The following is a 24,386-nucleotide window of genomic DNA, read 5'->3' on the forward strand; positions in this document are numbered from 1 at the left end:
CGCGGGCGGTCCGGGCGGCCAGCGCAGCGCGGCCGATCGCCCGTGCGGACAGCCGCCGGTCCCCGACCGCCACGGCGGCGGCCTCGTCGGCCACGCGCTCCACCGCCAGCCGGACGACCCCGGCCACGGACCGCAGCGCGGGATGGCAGTGCGTCGCGAGTTCGGCGGCGGCGAGGAAGTAGTGGTGGCCGCCTGCGTTGTGGGCCCGCTCATGAGCGAAGAGCGCCTCGCGCTCGTCCGGGCCGAGCGTGCGGAGCATCCCGGTGGTGACCACGATGCGGTGCGGCCGCCCCGGCAGGGCGTACGCGTCCGGGCGCGGAGAGTCGATGACGCAGAGGTCGCCGGCGGTGGCCCGGCGGTCCGCCTCGGTGGTGGCGGCGCGGAAGGCCCGGGCCTGGCGCAGCACGGTTCGCACGACGGTCCACAGACACACGGCGAGCGCGCCGACCGAGAACGCGGCCGCAGGCACGATGAACATGTCCGAGCCGGCACGCAGCGGGCGCACCAGCTCGCCGAGCGCGGCGAACTGGGGCAGCTGGAGCAGACCGGTGAGGACGAAGGCGCCCAGTGCGGTCAGGGAGCAGCACGCGAGCACGACCATGGAGCAGGTCACCACCCACAGCGCGGGCGCGGGCGCGAGCCGTTCGAGGGCGCGCCGCGCGAGCGCAGGCATCGCGAACGGCAGCACCAGCGGGACGATCAGCGCAATGGCCACTGCTCACCGGATTCCAGCAGGTCCCGCAGGACGCGCTCGTCGTCTTCGCTGAGCTGGGCCACGAACCGGGCCAGCACGGTGTGCCGGTCGCTGTCCCGGTCGAGTTCGGTGTGCATGCGCCGGGCGGTGAGCCCGTGGGCGTCCTGGACGGGGAAGTAGGCATAGCCACGACCCTGGCGTCTGCGCTCGACGATGCCCTTCTCGTGCAGCCGGGACAGGATCGTCGTCACCGTCGTACGGGCGAGTCCGGCGCCGAGGCTCAGCTGCACCTGACCGGGGGTCTGGGGAGCGTCCGCGGCCCAGAGGGCGGCCATGACGCTCGCTTCCAGTTCACCCGCCGGGCGGCGCTCGTCCTTCGCTTCGGTCATGGAATCTTCCTCACCCCGTATTCGTCTACATTTCAGTAGACCGTCTACAGGATTGTAGTCTTCACGGTCCCGGCCGGGTCCGTCCCGCAGGTCCATTATGAAAGGGGCTCACGTCCATGGGCGCATTGCGAACGGCACCGCCGCACGGGGTCGCCGTCGTCCGGGCGCTGTGATGCGGAGGCACGACACCACTGACTTCGCCGGTTCGACGGCGGTGGGTGCCTTCGTGGCGTTCGTACTGCTGGCGCTGACCGTGAAGGGGCGCGGCGGCACTCCGCTGTTCGGCGACGAGGCCCTGCTGGACTGGTCGGTCGCCCACCGCCCGGCCATCGCGGTCGCGACGGCCCGAGCGGTGACGTACACGGGGACCGGGCTCGTTCCCTATCTGCTCACCGCACTCGCGGGTCTCCTGATGGGGCGCACTGTGCGGCAGCGCGCCCTCGCCACCGCCGCCTGTCTCGCCTGTCTGGCCGCGGGCCAGGCCGTGCGCTACGGCGTGATGTCGCTGGCGGCGCGCCCCCGCCCGGCGACACGGGACTGGGTCACGCACGCGTCGGGGTGGTCCTTCCCCTCCGGTCACACGACGACGGCCGCGATCACCGCCGGGCTGCTGGCCCTCGCCGTCCTGGCGCGTGCCTCGCACGGCAGATCCCTGCTCCTGGCCGTCGTCCTCGGGTGGGGCGTCCTGGTGGGTCTGACCCGCGTGTATCTGGGCGTGCACTGGTTCTCCGACGTGCTGGGCGGCTGGCTGCTCGCCCTGTGCTGGCTGAGCCTGTGCACCTACGCCGCCGCCCGGCTGTCCCGCCGGGCGAACGCCGAACCGTCGGAGCCGATCTCCACCTCGACATCCTGAGAGGCCGCGGGCACCTCCGGGAGGGACATGGCACTCCCTGACATGGCACTCACTCCCCCTTCCGGTGCAGCGCGTCGAGACGGGCCACCTCCTCGTCCGTCAGCCGCAGCGCGCCCGCGGCCACGTTCTCCTTGAGGTGGTCGGGATTGCCGGTGCCCGGGATCGCCAGGACGTGCGGGCCCTGCCGGAGCGTCCAGGCCAGCCGGACCTGGGCGGGGGTCGCGTGGTGGGTCCGGGCTATCGCCAGGATCTCGTCCCCGCCGTTGCCGCCCGGCCCCCGCTCGCCGCCCTTCCCTGCGATCGCGAAGAACGGCACGAAGGCGATGCCCTGTTCGCCGCAGATCCGCAGGAGATCGTCGGCCTGCGGGTCGGGGGCGTGCAGCCCGTACTGGTTCTGGACGCTGACCACCGGCGCGATCGCCTGGGCCTCCACCAGGTGCCGGGGTTCAACGGCGGAGATGCCCAGATGACGGATCAGGCCCGCCTCCCGAAGCTCCGCGAGCGCGCCGAAGTGCTCGGCGATCGAGTCCCACCGCGCCGACCTGCGCAGGTAGACCAGATCGAGGTGGTCGCGGCCGAGCTGACGCAGGTTCTCCTCGACGTGAGAGCGCAGTTGGTCGGGACGGGCCCAGGTGCCCCATTCCCCCGAGTAGTCGCGGTACGGACCGACCTTCGTGACGATGACGAGATCGTCCGGGTACGGCGCCAGCGCGCGGTTGATCAACTCGTTCGCGGAGCGCAGCGAAGAGAAGTAGAAGGCAGCTGTGTCGATGTGGTCGACGCCGAGTTCGACCGCCGTCCGCAGCACGGCGATCGACTGTTCGCGGTCGCTCGGCGTTCCGAGGTGGAAGGCGGCACTGCCCGTCAGCCGCATCGCGCCGAAGCCGATGCGGTTGACGGACAGGTCGCCCAGTTTCCAGGTGCCGGCGGCGTCCGCGGTGATCGTCTGTGAGGTCATCCGCGGATGATGCCCACAGATCGCGCACCGGCGCACCCACTTAACGCAGGGATTCACTCAGGGATTCACGCAGGGCTTTACGCCGCGCTTTACGGATACGTGTAGGTGTTCAGGGTGTTCACGGCCGAGGCCGGATCGCCGAGGTCGTAGCGGTCGACGGCCAGGAAGTTGGGCTTCTTGCGGGCGGCGGGCAGGCAGAACCGCTGGGCGCGGTCGGCGAGTTTGGTGTTGTCCGTCTGCGCCGTGGACGCGATCGTCGCGTCACGGAAGTGGTTCATGACGAACAGCGGGCGGAAGCCGGGCTCGGTGCGCGTCAGCGGGATGTTGGTGTTCGCGTCGTACCAGCGGCTGTAGCAGGACCAGTCGGACGAGCCGATGCCCGAGCCCATGGACCAGTAGTTCTCCACCGTCCAGTCCTTCTGGTACATCACGCCGAAGCTGTCGCGGGTGAGTCCGGCGGCCTCGTCCGAGGCGCGGCTGTGGTCGGTGAAAATCAGCAGGCGGTGGTTGGCAGCGATCAGATCGGCCATCTTCGGCCAGCCGTTCTGCTTCACCCCGGTCCGGTCGGGCCGGTAGAGCACGTCGGACAGGCCGTTGACACGGGCGAGTTCGCTGCGCAGGACGCCCGGGTCGACGTAGTCCTCGAGGAAGACGGTGATGAACTGATCGGGGTGAGCCTTGAGGAAGTCCACGATCCGCTGTACGTCCACCCACAGGGCGACCGGGCTGCTGACGAGGAAGCAGCTGTTGTGGCAGAGGATCGCGCCGTCGGAGGTCTGGTGGATGTCCAGCATGAACCCACGGACACCATCGGCGAGTTGCTGGTTGATACCGCGGGTCTGATTGGGCACCAGGTTCACGAAGGGCGGGGCGAAGCCGCCGTCGACGCCGTTGGCGTAGGCGTTGTGCGCGGTGAGGAACGTGACCTGGTCGAGGGTGCGCCGGTCGGCGGGCGGCATGGGGCTGGTGGGGGACGTGACGGGCGTGAGGTACCAGGCGGCAAGGCTTCCGGAGGAGCCGATGGCCAGCTGGGCGGGGTAGTTGGCAGCGGAGGGCTTCGCGGCGACGGTCAGGTAGCGCTCTGTTCCGGGGGCCTTGAGCGTGTACTGGTCACTGCCGGCCGGCGCGATCTCCCAGGCGGCGTCGGCGCTCGTGCAGGCGATGGTGCGGGCCTGGTCGCCGGAGCGCCCGAGGCAACTGCCCGCGGTGTCGGCGCTTTCGAGGACGTACGACGATCCGCTCGCTCTCAGGTTCCACTGCTGGTGGTCCTCGTTGCCCTTGGGGTTGTGCTGTTCGACGACTCCCCCGTTGTCGGCCGCGTCGAGTCCGGTGATGGCGCTCTGGACGTAGTAGGTGCCGGAGGCGGGGATCGCAGCAGCCGCGTGGGACGGGACAGCCACGACCGTAGCGGCGAGCGCGGTGGTCGCGGCGAGCAGGGCGTGGGGGGTTCGCATGACGTGGCCCTTCCTTCCATGATGGTCAGGTGCATGACACCACGCCCGGCGGTCGGGCGTCAGCAGGAGAGGTTGCCGCCCGGTGAAACTGCGAGGATCCGCGCGATCGGCCGGCAGGCGTCCGGGGCGACTCCCCTGCGGAGCACGGCCGCACCCGGGCAAGGGCATGATGGAAGGGGAAGCCTTGCGCACACATGCCGGCCGGGCCGGTCATGGCGTGGGGGCGGCCGCGATGGGGGGTTGTGGAGACACACTCAACCGCTTTGGTCTGTACCAGTCAAGGGTGTAGACCAGTCAATCGGGCGAACGACTGGACGAGTTGGGCCCGGCCCTCTGTGCGGCCGGGCCCGTGCGCGCGAAGGGTCAGGTCAGCGGCTTCTCCAGCACCGCCTTGCGGTGGCTGAAGGTCTCGATGGAGTAGCGGCCGTGATAGCTGCCCATGCCGCTCTCCCCCACCCCGCCGAACGGCAGGTCGGATACGGTGAGATGGGCGAGGGGCAGGCCGTAGCCGAGCCCGCCGGAGGACGTCTCGGCGGCGATCCGGCGGCGGGTGTCGTCGGATTCGGTGAAGACGTACAGTGCGAGCGGCTTGTCGCGGTCGTTGATGAACGCGATCGCCTCGTCGAGGCCGGAGACCGTGACGATCGGCAGGACGGGGCCGAAGATCTCCTCCTGCATGACCGGCGACTTCGGGTCGACGTCGGCGAGGACAGTCGGCGCCAGGTACTTCGACGTACGGTCACTGTCACCGCCGACGACGACGCGCCCGGAATCCAGCAGACCGCTGAGCCGGTCGAAGTGGCGCTCGTTGACGATCCGCCCGTACTCGCCGGACTTGTGCGGCTCGGCCCCGTAGAGGGTCTCGACGGCCCTGATGAACTCCGGCTCCAGGGCCTTCGCGGTCTCGGGGTCGGTCAGCACATAGTCGGGGGCGACACAGGTCTGGCCCGCGTTGAGGAACTTGCCGCGCGCCAGTCGGTCCGCGACGACGGCGGGATCGGCGTCACGGTCGACGAACACCGGTGACTTGCCGCCCAGTTCGAGGGTGACCGGGGTGAGGTGCTCGGCGGCGGCGCGCATCACGATGCGGCCGACCGCGCCGTTGCCGGTGTAGAAGATGTGGTCGAAGCGCTCGGCGAGCAGGGCCGTGGTCTCGGGGATCCCGCCCTCGACGACGGCGACGGCGTCCGTGTCGAGGTAGGCGGGCAGCAGCCGCGCCAGCACGGCCGAGGTGGCCGGGGCCAGCTCGCTCGGCTTGGCGACCACCGCATTGCCGGCGGCGAGCGCGCCGATCATCGGCGTGAGCAGGAGCTGCGCCGGATAGTTCCAGGGGGCTATGACCAGGACGACACCCAGCGGGTCGTACTGCGTCCAGGCCGTCGTGTCGTCACCGAGGTGCGCCGGAACGGGGGCGGGCTCGGGGCGCAGCCAGGTGTCGAGATGGCCGAGGGTGTGGTCGATCTCGCGGACCGTGAAGTCGATCTCGGTGCGGTAGGCCTCGGTGGCGCTCTTGCCCAGGTCGGCGTGGAGGGCGGCGGCCAGGTCCGGTCCGTTCTCCGTGAGCATCTCGCGCAGGCGGCGCAGCTGGTCGGTGCGCCAGTCGACGGGCTTGGTGCGGCCGGTACGGAACGTGGCGCGCAGCCGGGCCACGGTGTCGGCGGGCTGCTCGGGAGTGGGGTGGTTCACGGTGCCTCGCTGGTGATGCGTGGGCCGGACGGCCCGCCTGCGGTCGGGTCGAGCGGGAGCTCGATGTAAATGCCAACCTTCCTTGCGCCAAGATGCATTCCTCATACATCGACCTCGCCTCCCGTGACAGCAGTCACACCTCACACGCGGCTTCTCGTACGAGTTCCCCCCGCCGGCGTTCCAAGTAGCCGCGTTCCGCTGTGTTTTCGGCGAGCGCGATGGCAGCCTCGTACTCCCGTACGGCCTCGGTGGGCCGGCCAAGGCGGCGCAGCAGGTCGGCGCGGACCGCGTGGAGTACGTGATAGCCGTCGAGGTCGAGCGCGTCCACGAGGTCGAGGGCCTGGCGCGGGCCGTCGGTCTCGGCCACCGCGACCGCGCGGTTCAGGGCGACGACCGGGCTCGGGGCAAGGGCCATCAGCTGGTCGTACAGCTGCAGTATCTGGCTCCAGTCCGTCACGTCCGCGGTCGGCGCGTCGCTGTGCACGGCATTGATCGCCGCCTGGATCTGGTACGGCCCCGGCCGGTTGCGGCGCAGGCAGCGACGCACGAGATCCTGCCCCTCGGCGATCAGGTCGCGGTCCCACCGTCCGCGGTCCTGCTCGGGAAGCGGCACCAGCTCGCCGTGCTCGCCCTCGCGGGCGGGGCGGCGCGCCTCGACCAGCAGCATCAGCGCGAGCAGGCCGGTCGCCTCGGGTTCGTCCGGCATGAGATCGGCCAGGACCCGGCCCAGCCGTACGGCTTCGGCGCACAGGTCGAAGGACCCGGTGTACCCCTCGTTGAAGATCAGGTAGACGACGGCCAGTACGCCGTTCAGCCGGTCGGGCAGATCGGCGTCACGGGGCACGCGGTACGGAATGCCCGCGTCGCGGATCTTCGCCTTGGCCCGTACGAGGCGCTGGGCCAGGGTGGCCTCCGACACCAGGAAGGCGCGGGCGATCTGTGCCGTGCCGAGCCCGCCGAGCAGGCGCAGGGTCAGCGCGACCCGGGACTGCAGGGCGAGCGCGGGGTGACAGCAGGTGAAGATCAGACGGAGCCTGTCGTCGCGCACGGGGCCCTCCTCGGCCGGTTCGTCGGGCGCGTACAGCCGTGCGGCCTCGGCGTGGCGCGCGTCCCGGGAGGACTCGCGGCGCAGACGGTCGATCGCGCGGTTGCGGGCGGTGGTGATGATCCAGCCGGCCGGGCTCGGCGGCACCCCGGACTCCGGCCACTTCCGCAAGGCCGTGGTGAAGGCGTCCTGAACCGCTTCCTCGGCGAGGTCGATGTCGCCGAGGAAGCGGACGAGGACGGAGACCGCGCGACCGTACTGCGCACGGAAGACGGCCTCCACCTCGGTGGCGTCCGGCATCAGTGCGTGTCCACGAAGGGGCGTACCTCGATCGGGAGGGTGGTGGCCAGGGCCGCCTTCCGGCCCCACTCCAGGGCCGCGTCCAGGTCGGGTGCCTTGATCAGGCAGAGGCCGCCCAGGTACTCCTTGCCCTCGGCGTACGGCCCGTCGGTGATGAGCACGTCGCCGTCCTTGGGGCGCAGCATGGTGGCCGTCTCCGGACCGTGCAGTCCTCCGGCGAACACCCAGACGCCGGCGTCCCGCAGTTCCTGGTTGAAGGCTTCGACATTTCGCATGATCTCGGCGAGCGCGTCGGGAGCGGGCGGCTCCCCTCCGGTCGGCTGGACCACGCTGAGCAGGTAGTGCTTCATGACGCCCTCCTTGGCATCGTGCCGTTCTCTCATCTACTGCACGAACGGCGCACCCGCGGATCGACACCTCGCCCCATGAGATCGGGAGAATCTTTTCCATGACCATCGCAGCACACCCGCTCGTCTCCCGTGCCCAAAAGCTCGCGGACGATCTGCTCGCCCCACAGGCCGAGCGTGTCGACCAGGAGGGCCTGCCCGCGAGCCACATCGAGGCCGTGAAGCGGTCGGGCCTGCTCGGGGTGAGCGCGCCGGTGGAGTACGGCGGGTCGGCCGCGCCCGCCGCCGTGGCACGGGAGACCGCGGAGATCCTCGCAGGGGCGTGCTGCACGACGTGGTTCGTGCAGACGCAGCACCAGACACCGGTGCTGACGCTGGCGAGGAGCGAACTGCCCGTGCGGGAGCGCCTGCTCGGCCCGCTGGCGCGCGGCGAACTGCTGTCCGGGGTGGCGTACGCACACCTGCGGGCGTATCCGCGGATCCCGGTGCGGGTCACCCGGGAGCGGGGCGGGTGGCGGTTCGACGGGACCGTGCCCTGGTACACCGGGTGGGGCCTCAACGACGTGATGCTGCTCGCCGGGGTGACCGACGCCGACGAGGCGCTCTTCGCCTTCACCGAGGCGCGGGAGCAGCCGGGGCTGCGGGCATCCGCGCCGATGCGGCTCGCCGCGCTCACCGCCTCGCGCACGGTGTCGCTGGAGTTGGACGGGTTGTGGCTGCCCGAGGAGACGGTGGCACTCAGGGCGCCGTACGAGCAGTGGGCCGCGAGCGACCGCCCGAAGACCGTCAACGCCTCGCCGGCGGTGTTCGGGATCACCGATGCGGCGCTCGGTCTGCTGGACGAGGCCACCGCAGCACCGCTGCGTGCCCGCATCGACGAGGTGCGGCGCCGGGCCTACGCCCTGGCCGACCACCCGGTGCCGCACGAGAACCTCGACGAGCGTCTGGAGCTCAGGACGAGGGCGTACGAGGTGATGCGGGTGGCCACCACCGCGGCGGTGGTGGCCGGCGGCGGACGCGCGATGGCCCTGACCAGCAGGGCCCAACGGCTGGCGCGCGAGGGGATGTTCCTGCTGGTCCAGGGCCAGACGGCCGAGTCACGCAGGGCGCATCTGAACGCGCTTGCGGGCACCCCGTCCTGAGGGCCGGGCTCCGGGTACTGCTGATGCTGCAGCGCCGCAGGGAGGAACCGGTGTGCAGGGCTGCGGACTTGGGCGGCGGGCTCACCCTCGCGGGGGCGTGAGGCGCGTTCGGGACGGACGTAGGGGCGCTGCGCCCGACGTGGTGTGCGCGGCCTGCGGCAGTTGCGCGAGTGCGGTCCCCTTTCGGAGCGCGGGCCATGGGCGGGGGGTGGGCCCGCCGCTAGCGTGACGGACCCGAACCGCCAATGGGCGGACGGTCACAGCGGGCCCTGTCGGGGGACGGGGAACGGCCGGTGGATCGCGGCGGGGCCCGGTCTCGATCCGCCGGCCGGGACCCGGCCGCGCTCGGGGCCGGATTCAGGGGGACATCATGGCCAGGACGAACAAGGGTGCGACAGCCGGTGGGAGCGGCTCCGGCCCGAGGGCGAGCGAGTCGAAGTCCGGCGGTATGCCGGGGACCGAGGGCCGTTCGAGCGGGCCGGGCATCATGCCCGAGGCGGACCCGCGGGCACAGATGCCGGGTGCGGTCGGCAACGGGACGGACTCCGGGGGCACGATGCCCCAGGCCCCGGCGCCCGGGAGCGCGGGGGCATTCTCAATGCCCGAGCCGAACGGCTCCTTCCAGATGCCCGGTGCGCCCGAGACGGGCGGCACCATGCCGGGCGCGGGCGACCCCGGCGGAGCCGGGGAAACGTCCGGCGGCGGCGAACAGCAGGTGCTCATCGAGCTGCGCATCCCTTCGGGCGCCGATCCGGCAGCCACTGTGGGCCGTGCGGCAGCGATGGGCGACGAGGGATTCGAACTCGACGCGGACTACCCTCCCGTGCCTCTGCGGCCGACCGAGGAACACGCGGAGCAGATTGCGGCGGCCCAGGAGGAGGTCGTTCTCGTCCGGGGCCGGATCCAGCAGGAGCGGATCGCCCAACTGGAGGCCCGCCCGGAGGTCGTCCGGGTGTTCCTGGACGCGGTGATCGCGCCGTTCGAGGCGACGCAGGCCGTCGAGGCGCCCGGACCGGTCATCCCCGTGGAGAACGTCTCCATGGTCAGGCCCGTCGAGGCGGCCGGCGCCTGTCCCATCTCCCCGTGCGACTGCGACCCGCGCACCGCCAAGGGCGACTTGACGACCGTCGCCACCGTGCTTGGGGTCGACGAACTGCACGCCGAGGGCTACAACGGCTCAGGCGTCACGGTCGCGGTCGTCGACGGAGGCATCACGGCGCTCGGCCGGACGCCCAAGCCCGGCGAGACGGCACAGATCCCGCGAGTCGTCGCCGGCTTCCCGGAGGCCGACTGGGGCACCACCGCGGCGGCCTGGGGCAACCACGGCAACATGTGCGGCACGGACGTCCTCGGTATGGCGCCGCAGACCGAACTCCTCGATATCCGCATCGCCGGCGACGGCAGTCTCCCCTCGGTCATCTCCACGGCGATCGCAGGCTACGACTGGGCGATCAGGCGTCACCGTGCCAACGGGACACCGCACATCCTGAGCAACAGCTGGGGCATCTTCCAGAAGAGCTGGGATCCGGTGTACGCGACCGACCCCAACCACCCCTTCACCCGCAAGGTGGTCGAGGCGCTGGACGAGGGCATCCTCGTCCTTTTCGCGGCCGGCAACTGCGGGGCCTCCTGCCCCGACGGCCGCTGCGCCACGGACACCGGACCCGGCAAGAGCATCTGGGGGGCCAACGGGCATCCGCGGGTGATGACGGTCGCCGCGGTCAACTCCCGTAAGGAATACATCGGTTACAGCAGCGCGGGACCGGCCGCCCTCGACCCGCACAAGCCGGACTTCTGCTCGATCAGCCACTTCAAGGGCTACTTCCCCAGCGATACGGGCACCTCGGCGGCGACACCGATCGCGTCGGGTGTGGTGGCCCTGTTCAAGCAGGCGGACGCCCGGGTGACGCAGGACCAGATCAAGCGGGCCATCACAGACACCGCGGAGGACATCGGCACAGCGGGCTGGGACCAGTTCTCCGGGGCGGGGATCCTGCGGGCCGGCAAGGCACTCGAACGCATCCTGGGCCGGGGCCGGCTGGAGGCCTTCGGCCGTGGCCTCGACCACGCCCTGTGGCACAACTGGCAGACCTCGCCCGGCGGCGGCTGGTCCGGCTGGAACTCGCTGGGCGGCCTTGTCGACCTGCCCCGGGTGGACCGCAATCTCGACGGCCGGCTGGAGGCCTTCGTGATCGGCACGGACCACGCCCTGTGGCACAGCCGGCAGACGTCGCCCGGCGGCGGCTGGTCCGGCTGGAACTCCCTCGGCGGCGCCATCGACCTCCTCGCGACGGCCCGCAACGCGGACGGCCGCCTGGAGGTGTTCGCCCGCGGCATGGACAGCGCGCTGTGGCACAACTGGCAGACCTCACCAGGGGGCGGCTGGTCCGGCTGGAACTCCCTCGGCGGCATCATCGACCTGATCGCCACCGCCCGGAACGCCGACGGCCGCCTGGAGGTCTTCGCCCGCGGCATGGACAGCGCCCTGTGGCACAACTGGCAGACCTCACCGGGGGGCGGCTGGTCCGGCTGGAACTCCCTCGGCGGGGCGATCGACCTCCTGTCCGTGACGTCGAACGCGGACGGCCGTCTCGAGGTGTTCGCCCGCGGCATGGACAGCGCGCTGTGGCACAACTGGCAGACCTCACCAGGGGGCGGCTGGTCCGGCTGGAACTCGCTGGGCGGCATCATCGACCAGCTCGCCACCGCCCGGAACGCCGACGGCCGCCTGGAGGTCTTCGCCCGCGGAACGGACCAGGGTCTGTGGCACATCTGGCAGATCTCGCCAGGCGGCGGCTGGAACTCCTGGGCCTCGCTCGGCGGCCTGATCGACGGCCCCGTGGTCGGCCTCAACGGCGACGGCCGGCTCGAGGTGCTCGTCATCGGCACCGACCATGCCGTCTGGCACAAGTGGCAGACCAAGCCCGGTGGCACCTGGAGCGACTGGAACTCCCGGGGCGGCACGGTGGATCAGCTCGCCCTCGGCCAGAACATCTCGTAGCCGTCCTACGACGGTGAAGGGGCCCGCGGCTCGGCGGCGGGCCCCTTGTCCGCGACCAGGGACCGAAGCCCGGGCGGCCGCGCGCCGCGACCGGACGCGCACCCGAAGTGAACGGCATCCCCCGGCTCCAGCCCGCGCCACAGCACGTGGCACCCGTCTCTGCGGCCGCGCTGACCTCTACACATAAAGATGAAATAAGCGCAGAATGTACGTACGCGGCGCTTACCGCATACCGCAACAGACGCGGTCAGTCCTGCAGAGTCAAAGGAGACGAGTCATGGCTGACGTCTCGCACACCAGAGGTGACATAACCGCCCACCCTGATGTACACGAAATGCGGGCCCGCTACGCCCGCATGCTCGGTGGCCGCGATGTGGCGCTCGTTGACGGACCGGTGTTCCTGCTCGGTCTGTACTGCGCCGCATCCCCGTGGATTCTCCACTACACGACGAGCCAGCCGCCGCTCGTGACGCACAACCTCATCATGGGGATCGCGTTCGGGCTGCTGGCCCTGGGATTCACCATCACACCGGAGAGGATGTACGGCCTGAGCTGGGCCATGTGCGCGATGGGCACATGGATGATCATCTCGCCGTGGATCGTCGGCACCGCCCCGGACACCGGAGTCGTGATCAACAGCATCATCATCGGCACACTCGCCGTGGTGCTGGGGGCGCTGTGCGCCGGCGCGGCGGTGAAGAGCGCCCCCCGCGCCTAGTTCCACAGCCACCCGGTCACCGAGTACAGCGAGCACAGAAGGAAACCTGTCGGCCGGTCCGCGCACGCGGACCGGCCTCGCCGTACCCGCACCTCCGCCACCACGCCGCGCCGCGTCAGCGGTTCGGCACCAGCCAGGGCTCCTGCGGCAACGGGCTGCCGGTCTCCAGGAGGGACTTGAGGTTGGACAGCACGGCCGCCCAGCCCCCGGCCACTTCCGCACGCGCGGTCTCGTCCGGCAGGTCCTCGTGGGTGACGGTGAGCTTGACGATGTCGGCGTGCGGCCGGATGTCGAAGGTGACCCTGGAGTACCTGTCCTGGCGGCCCTCGTCCTCGGGCGCCGCCCAGGTGGTCACGAGGCGGTGCGGCCGCTCGCTCTTGACGACCTCTCCGATCACGTCGGCGACGCCCGAACCGTCGGTGCGGACGTGTTCCCAGCGTGAGCCGGGCTTCCAGTCGGAGACGTTGCTGTGGCCCCAGTACGTGGCGGTGAGGCCGGGGTCGGTGAGCGCGTCCCAGACGGTCTCGGGTGTGCTCTCGATGTAGATGACGTACACGAACGTGGGCTTGTCTGCCATGGCTTCCTCGGCTCGTCGCTTGAGGGCGCTGAGCGCGCGCAGACGCGGGCGCTCGAACTTGTCGATCCATCGCTCCTGGATCTCGTGGAGCGGCACCGGATTGAGGTAGTGCAGCTTCTCCCGCCCCCGCCGCACCGAGCTGACCAGGTTGGCGGCCTCCAGAACGGCCAGATGCTGGGTCACCGACTGGCGCGTCATGTCGATGTGCTCACACAACTCGCCCAGCGTCTGTCCGCCGCGCTCATGCAGCCGGTCCAGCAGCCGTCGGCGCGTGGGGTCTGCCAGCGCCCTGAAGACGTCGTCCATCCCCGGATCGCTCTCTGCTTGCACACTCAACGTTATGCAGGCAATCACTTGCATGTCAAGGAAACGACCCCTGTCCGCGGGCCGGCCACGGCATCCGTGCCGAGCCGGCCGGTCGTCGGCGCATTGATTGCCTTAATCGTTCGACCGGTGCAGCCGCGGCCCGCACACTGGCGCGGTGAGTCGAACCATCAGTGCGTGGGTGACGTCGGGCGCGGACGTCCTCGGTGTCGCAGGCCCGTTTCCCGTGGATGTTCCGTGGTGGTCGGAGGTAGAGCCGGTCGTCGGGCGGCTGGAGGACCTGCTCGGGGTGCCGGTGCTGGTGCTGCGGCTGCTGACGGTGGACGGCGGCGAGGGCGTACGCGACGGCCACGCGACCTACCACGTCGAGGCGTTGGGTCGCCCTGCGCACGCACTGCTGGATCAACGGCCCGTTGACGCAGACCTGCTGACGGCCGACGACGAGCGCCGTATGCCCTGGGCCCGTGCCGACGGCCTGCGGGAACTCCTCGACTGGGCCGTCGGCACGCTGGAGGCGGCGGGGCGTCCTGTCACCGGTCGCGTGGAGCAGCGGCGGACCTGGAATCTGGCGGGACTGTTCCGGCTGCCCACCGCGCACGGGCCCGTCTGGCTCAAGGCGACACCGCGCTTCGCCGCCGACGAGGCGGCCGTCGTCGCCGCGTTCGCGGCGGTGGAGCCGGGGCTGGTGCCGACGGTCGTCGGCCGGGGCGACCGGCGGATCCTCATGGAGCACGTTCCCGGTGAGGACTGCTGGGGTGCGTCGCCCGGGACGGCGGCGGCAGCGATGGAGCGACTCGTGACGGCCCAGGCCGCCCTCGCGTCGAGCAGGCCCGCCGCGCTGCGGGACGGGGGTGCGCCGATCCTCGCGGCCCGGGTCGGCGCCCTGCTCGACGGGCCGCTCGCAGCCGAGCTGACACCCCAGGAGGTCGCTGCTGTAAGGGGGTTGGCGGACCGTTGGGACCGGCTCGCGGAGTGCGGTCTGCCCCACACGGTGGTCCACGGCGACTTCCACCCGGGCAACTGGCGCAGCAACGGCGGCCGTCCGGTCTTCATGGACTTCGCGGACGCGTACTGGGGCAACCCGGTGGTGGACGGTCTGCGGGCACATGACCACCTCCCCGAGCCGGCCCGGGCGACTGCGGTCCGCTCCTGGGCCGACGCCTGGGCGGCGCACGCACCCGGAAGCGACCCGGCCCGCGCCCTCGCACTCGCCGAGCCGCTCACCCATCTCCTGTACGCCGTCCGCTACCAGGAGTTCCTCGACGGCATCGAGCCGTCGGAGCGGCCGTACCACGAGGGAGACCCGGCGGAGGCGGTCCGCAGGGCGGTGCGATGTCTGGCGCAGCCGAGCACCTTCCTGGCGGCTCCGGGATCGGCTCGCCCCCGGGCGAGGAAGTCCGCGCGTTGCGTCGGCCGGGGCACGGCTGCCGGAGCTGCCCCCGTCCCGACGGCGCCCACGGAGCGCCACCGGCGCCCAGGGCCCTCCGACCGGCAGGCCGCCCCGATGGATCGCGCGGAAGTCCTGCTCATCGGAGGGCGCGCCGGCGTCGGCAAGTCGACGGTCGGCTGGGAGGTTTCGGCACGGCTGCGGGCCGCCGAGGTCGCGCACGCTGTGATCGAGGGCGACTTCATGGGCCAGGTGCACCCGGCGCCGGTGGACGACCCGCACCGCGCGGCGGTGACCGAGCGCAACCTCGCGGCGGTGTGGGGGAACTACGCCTCGCTCGGATACCGGCGACTGATCTACACGAACACAGTCAGCGTGCTGACCGAAGCGGCCGGCATGTTCGAGCGGGCCATGGGCGCGGACGTACGGATCGTACGGGTGCTCCTGACCGCGACCGACGACACGGTGGCCGACCGGTTGAAGGGTCGCGAACTGGGCTCCGAGCTGGAGCGGGAACTGGCGGTCAGCGCCCGCAAGGCGCGGCTGCTGGACGAGCGGGCACCGCTCGACACCGTGCGAGTGGCGACCGATGGGCGCGGTGTGATCGACATCGCCCGGGACGTGCTGGCGGCCACCGGCTGGGCGTGACGTGGGTCCGGGGATGACGCGCGGGTGGCCGACCCGACACCTCCGGCGGGCCGGCCGCCTCGGCGGGACCCCGTAGGGTCCCCCGGCTCCGTTCTCACGCTTCCGCCGGCTCCGCCTCCCGGGCGGTGAGGTACTCCTCGCTGATCTCCTTCGGCCCGAACGGCCAGACCTTCTCCAGACGGGCCCAGACCACGAACGCCACGCAACCGAGCGCCAGCCAGGCCAGCGACCACTCAATGGGGTGGCGGCCCGGGGAGTTCTTGTCCGCGTAGCCGTAGATGACCAGCCAGCCCACGAGGGCGACGACGCTCGGCAGGGGATAGAGCCACATCCGGTACGGGCGGTGCAGGGCAGGCTGCCTCCTGCGCAGTACCGTCACGGCCACGATCTGCGCAAGCGCCTGGACGATCACCATCACGGTGGTCAGCAGCTGGATCAGGGTCGCCAGGTCGGTGTGACGGCCGATCAGGAAGCCCACCGCCGTGATCACGCCCATGGTGGCCAGTCCCAGCGTCGGAAAGCGGTGCTCGGGGTGGAGCCTGGCGTAGGGGCGGAAGAAGACGCGGTCGCGGGCGGCGTCGTAGGGGACCCGGGAGCCGCCCAGCAGGCCCGTGAAGACCGAGGCGAAGGCCGTGATCAGGATCAGCACCGTGACCGTGTCCGCCGCGCCCCTGCCCCAGGTATTCTCCAGCACCGCGGATGCCACCGACGTGGAGGCGATGTCGTTCGCATCGGTCATGCGTTGCCAGTCCACGACGCCCAGCGTGCCGATCTGCAGCAGCAGATAGATCGCCATGATGCCGAGGATGGAGAAGATGATCGAGCGCGGCAGCGTACGGCCCGGATCCTTGATCTCGGCGCCCATGTACGCCGTGGTGTTGTAGCCCAGGTAGTCGTAGATGCCGATGGTCAGACCGGCAGCGAAGCCGAGCCAGAAGTGACTGCTCGTCAACTCGAAGGCGTGCGCGGGGTACGTGAACGCCAGGTGCGCGCTGAAGCCGGAGGCCGCCGCGATGATGACCAGCAGCACCGAGGCGATCATCACCGCCCACATCACGGCCGTGATCCGGGCGATGTTCTCGATACCCCGCCACAGCAGGGCGACCACCAGTGCGATCATGCCGAGCCCGATCAGATCACCGGCGGTCTTGCCCAGGTGCGGGGCCAGATAGCCCAGGTACTGCACGAAGCCCACCACACCGGTGGACATGATCAGCGGGATGAAGAGCATCGCCGTCCACACGAACAGGAACGGCATCAGCCGCCCGGTGCGGTACTGGAAGGCCTGGCGCAGATAGACGTAGCTGCCTCCGGAACCGGGCATCGCCGCACCCAGCTCGGCCCAGACGAGCCCGTCGGCGAGCGCCAGCACTGCGCCCGCGACGAAGCCGATGACCGCCTGCGGGCCGCCGAACGCGGCGACCATCAGCGGGATGGTGACGAACGGTCCGATGCCGCACATCTGGCTCATGTTGATGGCGGTGGCCTGGAACAGGCCGACGCGGCGGACGAAGCCACCGTTGGGTGGCGGACTACCGGACATGGGTCCTCCTGAAGCGGGACGCGGGGAGAGGGATGTGCGGACGGTGGGCCGACGTCATACGGCGGCCGACGGATCAAGGGCGGCGGGTATCCGGCCGGCGCCGGTCTCCCCCTGACTCGCCCGGCGAGGCTGACTGGGCGATAAAGTTAAGTACCCTTACTTGATGCGTCAAGGGCGCGTAAACGAATGCGTGAGAATGGTGCGATGCCCGCCAGCGACGCCGCAGATCAGCCGGAACAGCCCTGGAGCCGCCGACGGCTGCGCAGCACCAACGAGCGGTTGCTCCTGGATCGGCTGCGCACCGCCGGGGCCGCCTCGCGCGCCCAGCTCGCCCGGGAGACGGGCCTGTCGAAGCCGACGGTCTCCAGCGCGCTCGCGGCCCTGGAGGAGGCCGGCCTCGTCCACGAGGTGGGCACGCACACGCCCGAGCGCGGCCGGATGGCCGTCCTGTACGCCCCCGATCCGGCCGCGGGATACGCGCTTGGCATCGACATCGGCCGCAGCTGGCTGCGGGTCGCGCTCGCCAACCTCGACGGCGAAGTGGTGGCGCGCTCGGACGTGCGCAACCGGGCCCGCACCTCGGGCGCCATGGCCGACCTGGTCGTCGCGACCGCCCGGCAGGTGGTCGCCGGTTCGGGCGTCGGGCACGACGAGGTGGCGCACGCGGTGGTGGGCACGCCGGGCGTGTACGACGAGGAGCGGCGCCGGGTGCGGTATGCGATGCACCTGCCGGGCTGGGGCCGGGCCGGGCTGTTCGACCGAATGCGCGAGGAGCTGGGCATCCCGCTGGAGGTCCACAACGACGCCAATCTGGCCGCACTCGGCGAGTACACGTACGGCGTCGGCGCCGGCAGCCGTCTGTTCGCGTACATCCTGATCGGAACCGGGCTCGGCATGGGCGTCGTCAGCGAGGGGAGGCTGTTCACCGGCGCGCACGGCGGGGCCGGGGAGATCGGGTTCCTGCCGTGGCCGGGGCGGCAGAAGCCGGAGACGCTTGAGGACGCGGTCTCGGGTGTGGCCGTCGTGGAGTCTGCGCGGGCGTTCGGCATGACCGGGCAGCTCACGGCGAAGGCCGTGTTCGACGCGGCCCGGCAGGGACACCCCGCCGCAGTGCAGGCGGTGCGGCTGGAGGGCGAGCGGATCGCGCACACCGTGGCCGCCGCGGCGGCCGTGCTCGACCCCGACCTCGTGGTGCTCGGCGGCGGGGTGGGCCACAGCGTCGACCTGCTGCTGCACCCCGTGCGCGAGACGCTGCGCACGCTCACCCCGCTGCGTCCGAAGATCGCGCCGAGCCGGCTCGGCGAGGACGCGGTACTGCTGGGCGCGCTGGCGACGGCACTGGGCACGGCACGGGACGTGGTCTTCGAACGCCGGTCGGCCTCCTAGCCACCCCGCCCAGGCGCCACGGTGATTGACACGGCTCCCTCCAGGTCCTAGCTTGAGGCGCTGTTAGTAAAGTTTCCTAACTTTAGGTTCGAGGGCGCCGCCCACGGATCCTGCAGTGCCGAAGCGCGGATGCTCCCCCACCTCCAAGGAGACCACCGTGTTCCACCGCCCTGCCTCAAGACGGCGTCTGACCACCGCCGTTGTCGCCCTGGGCCTCATGTGCACGCTCTCCACGAGCGCCTGGGCCGGCTCCCGGGGCTCGTCGCCGGCCCGGCCACGGCCGCCCGTCACCGCCGTGGCCTCCGCCGCGGGCAGCGCCACCGCGCTGTCGGGCTACGCCGTCCAGTCCACGGCGAAGGTCTCCGACTCCCCGGCCGCCGTCTCCTCCCCCGGTTATCCGGCGAGCGGCTGGTATCCGGCCGGCTCCCGTTCCACCGTGCTCGCGGCACTGCTCGCGGACGGCGTGTACGCCGATCCCTTCTACTCGACCAACCAGCAGAAGATCCCGAAGTCCGACTTCCAGGTCCCCTGGTGGTTTCGCTCGGACTTCACGGTCGCCGACACCTCCGAGCGCACATATCTGGACCTCAGCGGGGTGATCTCGGCCGCGGACGTCTACGTCGACGGGCAACAGGTCGCCACGGCCGCGGATGTGACGGGCGCGTACACGCACCACGAGCTGGACGTCACCTCGCTGGTGCGGGCGGGCACGAACACCGTCGCCTTCCGCATCCGGCCCAACGACCCCGACAAGAACCTCACCATGGGCTGGATCGACTGGTTGCAGCCGCCACCGGACCGGAACATGGGCATCGTCCGTGATGTGCTGGTGCGCCGCGGCGGCCCCGTCGCGCTGCGCGACGCACACGTCGTCACCAGCCTCGACGTCCCCTCGCTCGCCTCCGCGGATCTGACGGTCAAAGCGCAGGCCCGCAACGACTCGGACGCCGCGGTCACGGCCACGGTCTCCGGCAGCATCGGCTCGGTCGCCTTCACCAGGACGGTCCCGCTCGCCGCCCACGAGTCGAAATCGGTGACGTTCGCCCCCTCGGACGTCCCCGGACTGCACCTGGCATCACCCAGGGTGTGGTGGCCCGCCGGGATGGGCGGCCAGCCGCTGTACACGCTCGACCTCACCGCGTCCGTCTCCGGCACCCCCTCGGACACCGCGCACGAGAGCTTCGGCATCCGCGATGTGAAAGCGCCGCTGAACTCCGACGGCGCGCGGCAGTACAGCATCAACGGCCGTCGACTGCTCATCAAGGGCGGCGGCTGGTCACCGGACGAGTTCCTGCGCTGGGACCGGACGTACGTGGAGGACCGCCTCAAGTACGCCCTGGATCTCGGCCTCAACACCATCCGGCTGGAAGGGCACATCGAGCCGGACGAGTTCTTCGGCCTCGCGGACCGCTACGGCGTCCTCACACTGCCCGGCTGGGAGTGCTGCGACAAGTGGGAGGGCAATGTCAACGGCAGCGAGTCCGGCGACAAGTGGACCGCCTCCGACTATCCGGTCGCGAAGGCGTCGATGGCCGCCGAGGCCGCCCGGCTGCGCGACCACCCCAGCGTCATCTCCTTCCTCATCGGCAGCGACTTCGCACCCGACGCCACGATCGAGAGGAACTACCTGGACGCCCTGAGGGCCGCCGACTGGCCGGACCCGGTGGTGGCGGCCGCCTCCGACAACTCCTCGCCGCAGCTGGGAAGTTCGGGGATGAAGATGACCGGCCCCTACGACTGGATCCCGCCGGACTACTGGTACGCCAAGCGCGAGGGCGGTGCCACCGGCTTCAACTCCGAGACGAGCGCAGGCCCCGACATCCCGACGCTCGACACGCTGCGCCGCATGATGAGCCCGGCCGAGCTGGACACCCTCTGGAAGAACGCGAACGCCAAGCAGTACCACCGCTCACCGTCGTCGACCTTCAGCACCCTCAAGCTGTACGACGACGCGCTCGCCGGACGGTACGGCACGCCGAGCGGCCTGACGGACTACGTACGCAAGGCGCAGCTCGCCCAGTACGAGAACGTACGGGCGCAGTACGAGGCGTACGAGCGCAACGCCACCGACGCGTCCAAGCCCGCCACCGGCGTCGTCCACTGGATGTTCAACAGCGGCTGGACCTCGCTGCACTGGCAGCTGATGGACCGATACCTCGACCAGGGCGGCGCCTATTTCGGGGCGAAGAAGGCCAATGAGCCGCTGCACGTCCAGTACGCGTACGACAACCGCTCGGTCGTGGTGGTGAACAACCGGCACGCGTCCGCGTCGGGGCTCACCGCCCGCGTCACCCTCTTCAACACCGACGGCACCCAGAAGTACGACAGGACGGTGACCGGGATGAGCGTCGCCGGCGACGGGGCCCACGCGACCGCGCTCACCCTGCCCTCGTCGGTGAGCGGCCTGTCCACCACGTATCTCGCGCGGCTGATCCTGACGGACCCGGCGGGCAGGGAGGTCAGCCGCAATGTCTACTGGCTGTCCACCAAGGCCGACACGCTCGACTGGGCGCACACCGACTGGTACCACACACCGACGACGAGCTACGCCGATCTGACGGGGCTCGGCTCGATGGCCCGGGTGCCGGTGTCGGCGACGGCGTCCACGAGGACGGACGGCGACGGCAAGTCGACCACGACCGTCACCCTGCGCAACACGGGGAGCGGCAGGACGCCGTCGCTGCTCACCGACGCACACCTCGTGGACTCGGCGGGCAAGCCGGTGCTGCCGGTTCAGTGGTCGGACGACGAGGTGAGCCTGTGGCCGGGTGAGTCGGCGACGCTGACCGTCACCTACCGGACGGCCGATCTGCACGGCTCGGCGCCCGGAATGCGGATCGCCGGGTGGAACACGCCGGAGCACACCGTCCCGGCCGCGTGACCCGGCAGGGGTGGGCCCCTCGGGCCCACCCCTCAGGGCGTCAGCTCACGTTGAGCGCCGTGTCGTCGAGGACGAACGACGTCTGGAGGCTGGAACCCTCGGTACCCGTGAACTTGAGGGTGACGGTCTGCCCGGCGTAGCTCGACAGATCGAAGCTGCGCTGGGTGTAGCCACTGGCGGCGTTGAGGTTGGAGTACGTCGCCAGGGTGCTCAGGACGGTCCCGGAGCTGTTGAGGACCTGGACCTTGAGCGTGTCGTACGCCGTGCTGGTGGTGGTCTCCGCCGTGTCGATGTGCAGATAGAAGCTCAGGGCGGCGGTGGTGCAGCCCGACGGGATGGTCACCGACTGGGAAAGGGTGTCGGTGTGCGCGGAGCCGTAGCCGTCCAGCCAGGCGTAGTACGAGCCCGTACGGGGCGACTCACCGCTGTCGTTGGTGATGACGCCGCTGCTGGCGCTCCAGGTGGTGGCACCGGACTCGAAGCCGTTGTTGCCGAGGAGCTGGGCGGCGGTGCAGGAGGAGCCCCCGCCCCCGCCTCCGCCCCCGCTGCTTCCGCTCGCTCCGGAGAGCCATTCGGTGGCGTTGAGGGCCAGGGCGGCGTTGGTTGCGCCGGAGTCGTTCCAGCCGTCGTAGAGCGTGTTGCCGGACTGGCCGGTGCCGTCGTCGATGGGCGAGCTGTCGCCCCAGAAGGCGACGCGGCCGCTGCCGAAGGTGCTGGTCAGGAAGAAGGCGCCGGTGTTGCCGGAGTAACCGCTGCGGTAGAGCAGGCCCTTGACGCTCGAGTTGTCGGAGGGCTTGAGCGTGGCGGTGGTGCCGTTGGCGATGAGGCTCTTGGTGACCGTGCCGAAGGAGCCGTGCAGGACCGGGTCGGTGCTGTCGCTGATGGCGGCCGGGTATCCGGAGCTGATGTTCAAAGAGTCGATGGAGAAGCCGAACGGGTCGGTGGAGTCGACGCTGTTGTTGGTCATCAGGTCGTTGAGGATCTTGACCGCGTCATAGCCGTCGTTGTTGCGGTCGGCGCCGGTATGGTCGGAGATCATGAACAGGCCGCCGCCGTTCTTGACGAAGTTCATGATGGCGGTCTTCTCGGCCGTCGTGAACAGCGTGTTCGGCTCCGGCAGGACCAGCGTGTCGAAGTTCGACAGGTCGGTCGAGGACGACCCACCGTAGCTCAGGCTGGAGCCCGAAGGCAGCGTCTTGAGGCTGTAGTTGCCCGTCTTCTGCAGGGCCACGCCCCAGGACGAGAGGGCTCCGGTCCAGTCCGTCTCCACGGACGGGGAGGAGTCCTCGCCGAGCGGGTCGGGCTGGCTGGTGGAAATGATCCAGTCGGCGTTGCCGGCCGTCTCCGCGTGCGCGTTGTCGAACAGGACACGGTGCGGGGTGGCGGCTCGGGCCGGCGTGGCGGCCGTGGTGGCCTGGACTGCGGCGCCCGTGGTGAGCAGGCCGAACACGGCGAGGGCCGTGGTGAGTCTGTGGCGGGATCTGGTGAGTCCGAGCATCCGGCGGACCTCCGTGTGGGGTTGGGGAAGGAGCGGTGCGGGTGCCAAGTCTGCGCGCGTAGAAATTCCGTCACGGGTCTGCGCGCGTAGAATTTCTTCCTACGCCACCCGAACGACGGACTGTTGAACGGTACATGGCAGAACGGGGGGTGAACAGGACCATGCCCCTGCAGCAGGCCCAGGATTGACCCGCCATTGACCGGAGGTTGAAGCGGAACGGACTGTTGCTGCCCGGAGCGGGCACATGGAGTACAGCGGGGCTTCACAAAAGGGGGCAGAGATGGAGATCTCGAGCATCATCGGCGCCATCGTCATCGGGCTCATCATCGGTGTCCTGGGGCGGCTCGTCGTCCCCGGGCGTCAACGCATCGGCATCCTGTGGACCATTCTCGTCGGCATCGCCGCGGCCTTCGTCGGATCCGGGATCGCCGCCGCGTTGGGCGTGGCGGACACCAAGGGCGTCGACTGGATCGAGTGGCTCATCCAGATCGGCCTGGCGGCGCTGGGCGTCGCAGCGCTGGACCGGGCGCGGGCGCGGCGCTGACAGCGCGTTCGCGGGCGGGTGACTGCCGCACAACGGCCGTGCGCGAGCGGCACTTCGGGCCGAGCGGGCTGCTCGCACCCACGGCGGACGCCCGATGGCCCGTGAGCTACGGAGAGACGTACGGCGTGGTCGTGGTCAGTGGTTCGAAACCGAGGCGAGCCAGGATCGGGCGGCTCTGGGCGGTCGCGTCGACCTGGACGTAGCGATAACCACGGGAGGCGGCGACCTTGGCGCGATGGGCGACCAGAGCCCGGTAGATCCCGCGGCCGCGCCAGTGGGCGACGGTGCCACCGCCCCACAGGCCCGCGAAGCGGGTGCCGGCGACGAGTTCCATGCGGGCCGCGCTCACCGGCTCGTCCCCCGCGAGGGCCACGACGGCGACGACGGTGTCCGCGTCGGCGGCCAATTGGGCCAGCAGTTGGTGACGCAACCGGGTGCCGTCCGTGCCGAACGCCTTCTCGTGGACGTCCGCCACCAGGCCGACACCCGCCGAGTCGGTGACCGGCAGAATACGGATGCCCTCGGGTGCTTGCACGTCGAGGGTCAGATCGGCGACCTCGGCGACCATCAGCGTCTCCTCGGGCTCGGCTGTGAACCCGGCCGCCCGCAGCCGCTTCCCGAGGTCGACCGGCAGATCGTGTCCGTACAGCTTCCACTCGAACTCACGGCCGAGCCCGGCGTAGTAGCGGACCTGCTCCTCGATCGCCGCGTCCGCGGTGTTCTCGTGCAGATCCGACCAGACGACCCCGTTCCAGCCGTGCGCGGAGCCCACCTGGCGCACCAGCCCCGCCACGCGCTCGATGCGGGCGCCGGGCCCGTCGGGCCGTGCTCCTTGCCTCATGTCCCGGTCGTACAGGGCCAGTACGGCAGCGTGGTCCATGAGCTCACTCCAGCATCCGGGGCGTGTGGGGGAACCTTGACGTGCTCCCTGGCCTAAAGTCCAGGGATTCCGGCCTGGGTCGTCTGACCCTTCCGGGGGCTTCCTGCTTCAACGCGCTGTGCGGGCACGTG

At 70.7% G+C, this 24,386-nt stretch carries 19 protein-coding genes and 1 pseudogene; 9 read left to right on the forward strand and 11 right to left on the reverse strand.

What is annotated here, in order from left to right:
• The coding region (locus ABT186_RS43065; protein ID WP_351929792.1) for a M48 family metalloprotease at positions 1–715 on the reverse strand (715 nt) is incomplete at its 3' end.
• A complete protein-coding gene (locus ABT186_RS43070) occupies positions 700–1,083 on the reverse strand; it encodes a BlaI/MecI/CopY family transcriptional regulator (protein ID WP_351231456.1) in 384 nt (127 codons plus the stop codon). The genes ABT186_RS43065 and ABT186_RS43070, both read right to left, overlap by 16 nt.
• Before the next feature lie 172 nt (positions 1,084–1,255).
• Here ABT186_RS43070 and ABT186_RS43075 point away from each other — a divergent pair, with 172 nt between their 5' ends.
• Positions 1,256–1,936 carry a phosphatase PAP2 family protein gene (locus ABT186_RS43075; protein ID WP_351929794.1) on the forward strand — a complete coding sequence of 227 codons (681 nt, stop codon included), beginning with the start codon at positions 1,256–1,258 and terminating at the stop codon, positions 1,934–1,936.
• A 49-nt stretch (positions 1,937–1,985) separates the two neighbouring features.
• Here the strand turns inward: ABT186_RS43075 and ABT186_RS43080 are convergent, their stop codons facing one another.
• From ABT186_RS43080 to ABT186_RS43100, 5 genes are all read right to left on the reverse strand, one after another.
• Entirely contained in the window at positions 1,986–2,894 is a 909-nt protein-coding gene (locus ABT186_RS43080) for an aldo/keto reductase (protein WP_351231452.1), read from the reverse strand.
• Positions 2,895–2,983: 89 nt separating this feature from the next.
• Positions 2,984–4,348 (reverse strand): phosphoinositide-specific phospholipase C-related protein, encoded by a 1,365-nt coding sequence (locus ABT186_RS43085; protein WP_351929796.1) that lies wholly within the window; start codon positions 4,346–4,348, stop codon positions 2,984–2,986.
• A 363-nt stretch (positions 4,349–4,711) separates the two neighbouring features.
• Complete coding sequence (locus ABT186_RS43090; protein WP_351929798.1) at positions 4,712–6,139, reverse strand: aldehyde dehydrogenase family protein; 1,428 nt, start codon at positions 6,137–6,139, stop codon at positions 4,712–4,714.
• Between the two features lie 28 nt (positions 6,140–6,167).
• The gene (locus tag ABT186_RS43095; RefSeq protein WP_351929800.1) at positions 6,168–7,379 is read right to left on the reverse strand and encodes an RNA polymerase sigma factor; all 1,212 of its coding nucleotides are present in this window, start codon (positions 7,377–7,379) and stop codon (positions 6,168–6,170) included.
• Positions 7,379–7,729 carry a YciI family protein gene (locus ABT186_RS43100; RefSeq protein ID WP_351929802.1) on the reverse strand — a complete coding sequence of 117 codons (351 nt, stop codon included), beginning with the start codon at positions 7,727–7,729 and terminating at the stop codon, positions 7,379–7,381. Before ABT186_RS43100 ends, ABT186_RS43095 begins: the two co-directional genes overlap by 1 nt.
• A gap of 98 nt (positions 7,730–7,827) precedes the next feature.
• Between ABT186_RS43100 and ABT186_RS43105 the strand changes: the two genes are divergently transcribed.
• The 3 genes from ABT186_RS43105 to ABT186_RS43115 all read left to right on the forward strand — a co-directional run bounded on the left by ABT186_RS43105 (position 7,828) and on the right by ABT186_RS43115 (position 12,587).
• Positions 7,828–8,868 carry an acyl-CoA dehydrogenase family protein gene (locus ABT186_RS43105; RefSeq protein ID WP_351231442.1) on the forward strand — a complete coding sequence of 347 codons (1,041 nt, stop codon included), beginning with the start codon at positions 7,828–7,830 and terminating at the stop codon, positions 8,866–8,868.
• A 370-nt stretch (positions 8,869–9,238) separates the two neighbouring features.
• The gene (locus tag ABT186_RS43110) at positions 9,239–11,869 is read left to right on the forward strand and encodes a DUF8189 domain-containing protein (RefSeq protein ID WP_351929804.1); all 2,631 of its coding nucleotides are present in this window, start codon (positions 9,239–9,241) and stop codon (positions 11,867–11,869) included.
• 277 nt (positions 11,870–12,146) lie between these two features.
• The gene (locus ABT186_RS43115) at positions 12,147–12,587 is read left to right on the forward strand and encodes an SPW repeat protein (RefSeq protein WP_351929806.1); all 441 of its coding nucleotides are present in this window, start codon (positions 12,147–12,149) and stop codon (positions 12,585–12,587) included.
• 115 nt (positions 12,588–12,702) lie between these two features.
• Here the strand turns inward: ABT186_RS43115 and ABT186_RS43120 are convergent, their stop codons facing one another.
• Positions 12,703–13,470 (reverse strand): ArsR/SmtB family transcription factor, encoded by a 768-nt coding sequence (locus ABT186_RS43120; RefSeq protein WP_351231436.1) that lies wholly within the window; start codon positions 13,468–13,470, stop codon positions 12,703–12,705.
• 469 nt (positions 13,471–13,939) lie between these two features.
• On the opposite strand from ABT186_RS43120, the pseudogene ABT186_RS43125 reads away from it, so the two are divergent.
• Positions 13,940–14,662 (forward strand): annotated as a pseudogene (locus ABT186_RS43125) (aminoglycoside phosphotransferase family protein); the annotation flags it as partial.
• Between the two features lie 330 nt (positions 14,663–14,992).
• A complete protein-coding gene (locus ABT186_RS43130; RefSeq protein WP_351929812.1) occupies positions 14,993–15,523 on the forward strand; it encodes an AAA family ATPase in 531 nt (176 codons plus the stop codon).
• Positions 15,524–15,617: 94 nt separating this feature from the next.
• Here ABT186_RS43130 and ABT186_RS43135 read toward each other — a convergent pair whose 3' ends face one another.
• Complete coding sequence (locus ABT186_RS43135) at positions 15,618–17,066, reverse strand: APC family permease (protein WP_351236685.1); 1,449 nt, start codon at positions 17,064–17,066, stop codon at positions 15,618–15,620.
• Positions 17,067–17,270: 204 nt separating this feature from the next.
• Between ABT186_RS43135 and ABT186_RS43140 the strand changes: the two genes are divergently transcribed.
• Together ABT186_RS43140 and ABT186_RS43145 are read left to right on the forward strand one after the other, a co-directional pair.
• A complete protein-coding gene (locus ABT186_RS43140; RefSeq protein ID WP_351236683.1) occupies positions 17,271–18,452 on the forward strand; it encodes an ROK family transcriptional regulator in 1,182 nt (393 codons plus the stop codon).
• Positions 18,453–18,609: 157 nt separating this feature from the next.
• Positions 18,610–21,333, forward strand: coding sequence for a glycoside hydrolase family 2 protein (locus ABT186_RS43145; protein WP_351929808.1), 2,724 nt, complete (start codon positions 18,610–18,612; stop codon positions 21,331–21,333).
• 40 nt (positions 21,334–21,373) lie between these two features.
• Here ABT186_RS43145 and ABT186_RS43150 read toward each other — a convergent pair whose 3' ends face one another.
• On the reverse strand, positions 21,374–22,831 hold the full coding sequence (locus ABT186_RS43150) for a hydrolase (protein WP_351236680.1): 1,458 nt from the start codon (positions 22,829–22,831) through the stop codon (positions 21,374–21,376).
• A gap of 280 nt (positions 22,832–23,111) precedes the next feature.
• On the opposite strand from ABT186_RS43150, the gene ABT186_RS43155 reads away from it, so the two are divergent.
• On the forward strand, positions 23,112–23,375 hold the full coding sequence (locus ABT186_RS43155; RefSeq protein WP_351236678.1) for a GlsB/YeaQ/YmgE family stress response membrane protein: 264 nt from the start codon (positions 23,112–23,114) through the stop codon (positions 23,373–23,375).
• A gap of 106 nt (positions 23,376–23,481) precedes the next feature.
• On the opposite strand, the gene ABT186_RS43160 is transcribed toward ABT186_RS43155, so the two are convergent.
• Positions 23,482–24,255, reverse strand: coding sequence for a GNAT family N-acetyltransferase (locus ABT186_RS43160; RefSeq protein ID WP_351929810.1), 774 nt, complete (start codon positions 24,253–24,255; stop codon positions 23,482–23,484).
• Positions 24,256–24,386 lie beyond the last annotated feature (131 nt).

This window comes from Streptomyces sp. NPDC001634 (assembly GCF_040298185.1).
Classification (GTDB): domain Bacteria; phylum Actinomycetota; class Actinomycetes; order Streptomycetales; family Streptomycetaceae; genus Streptomyces.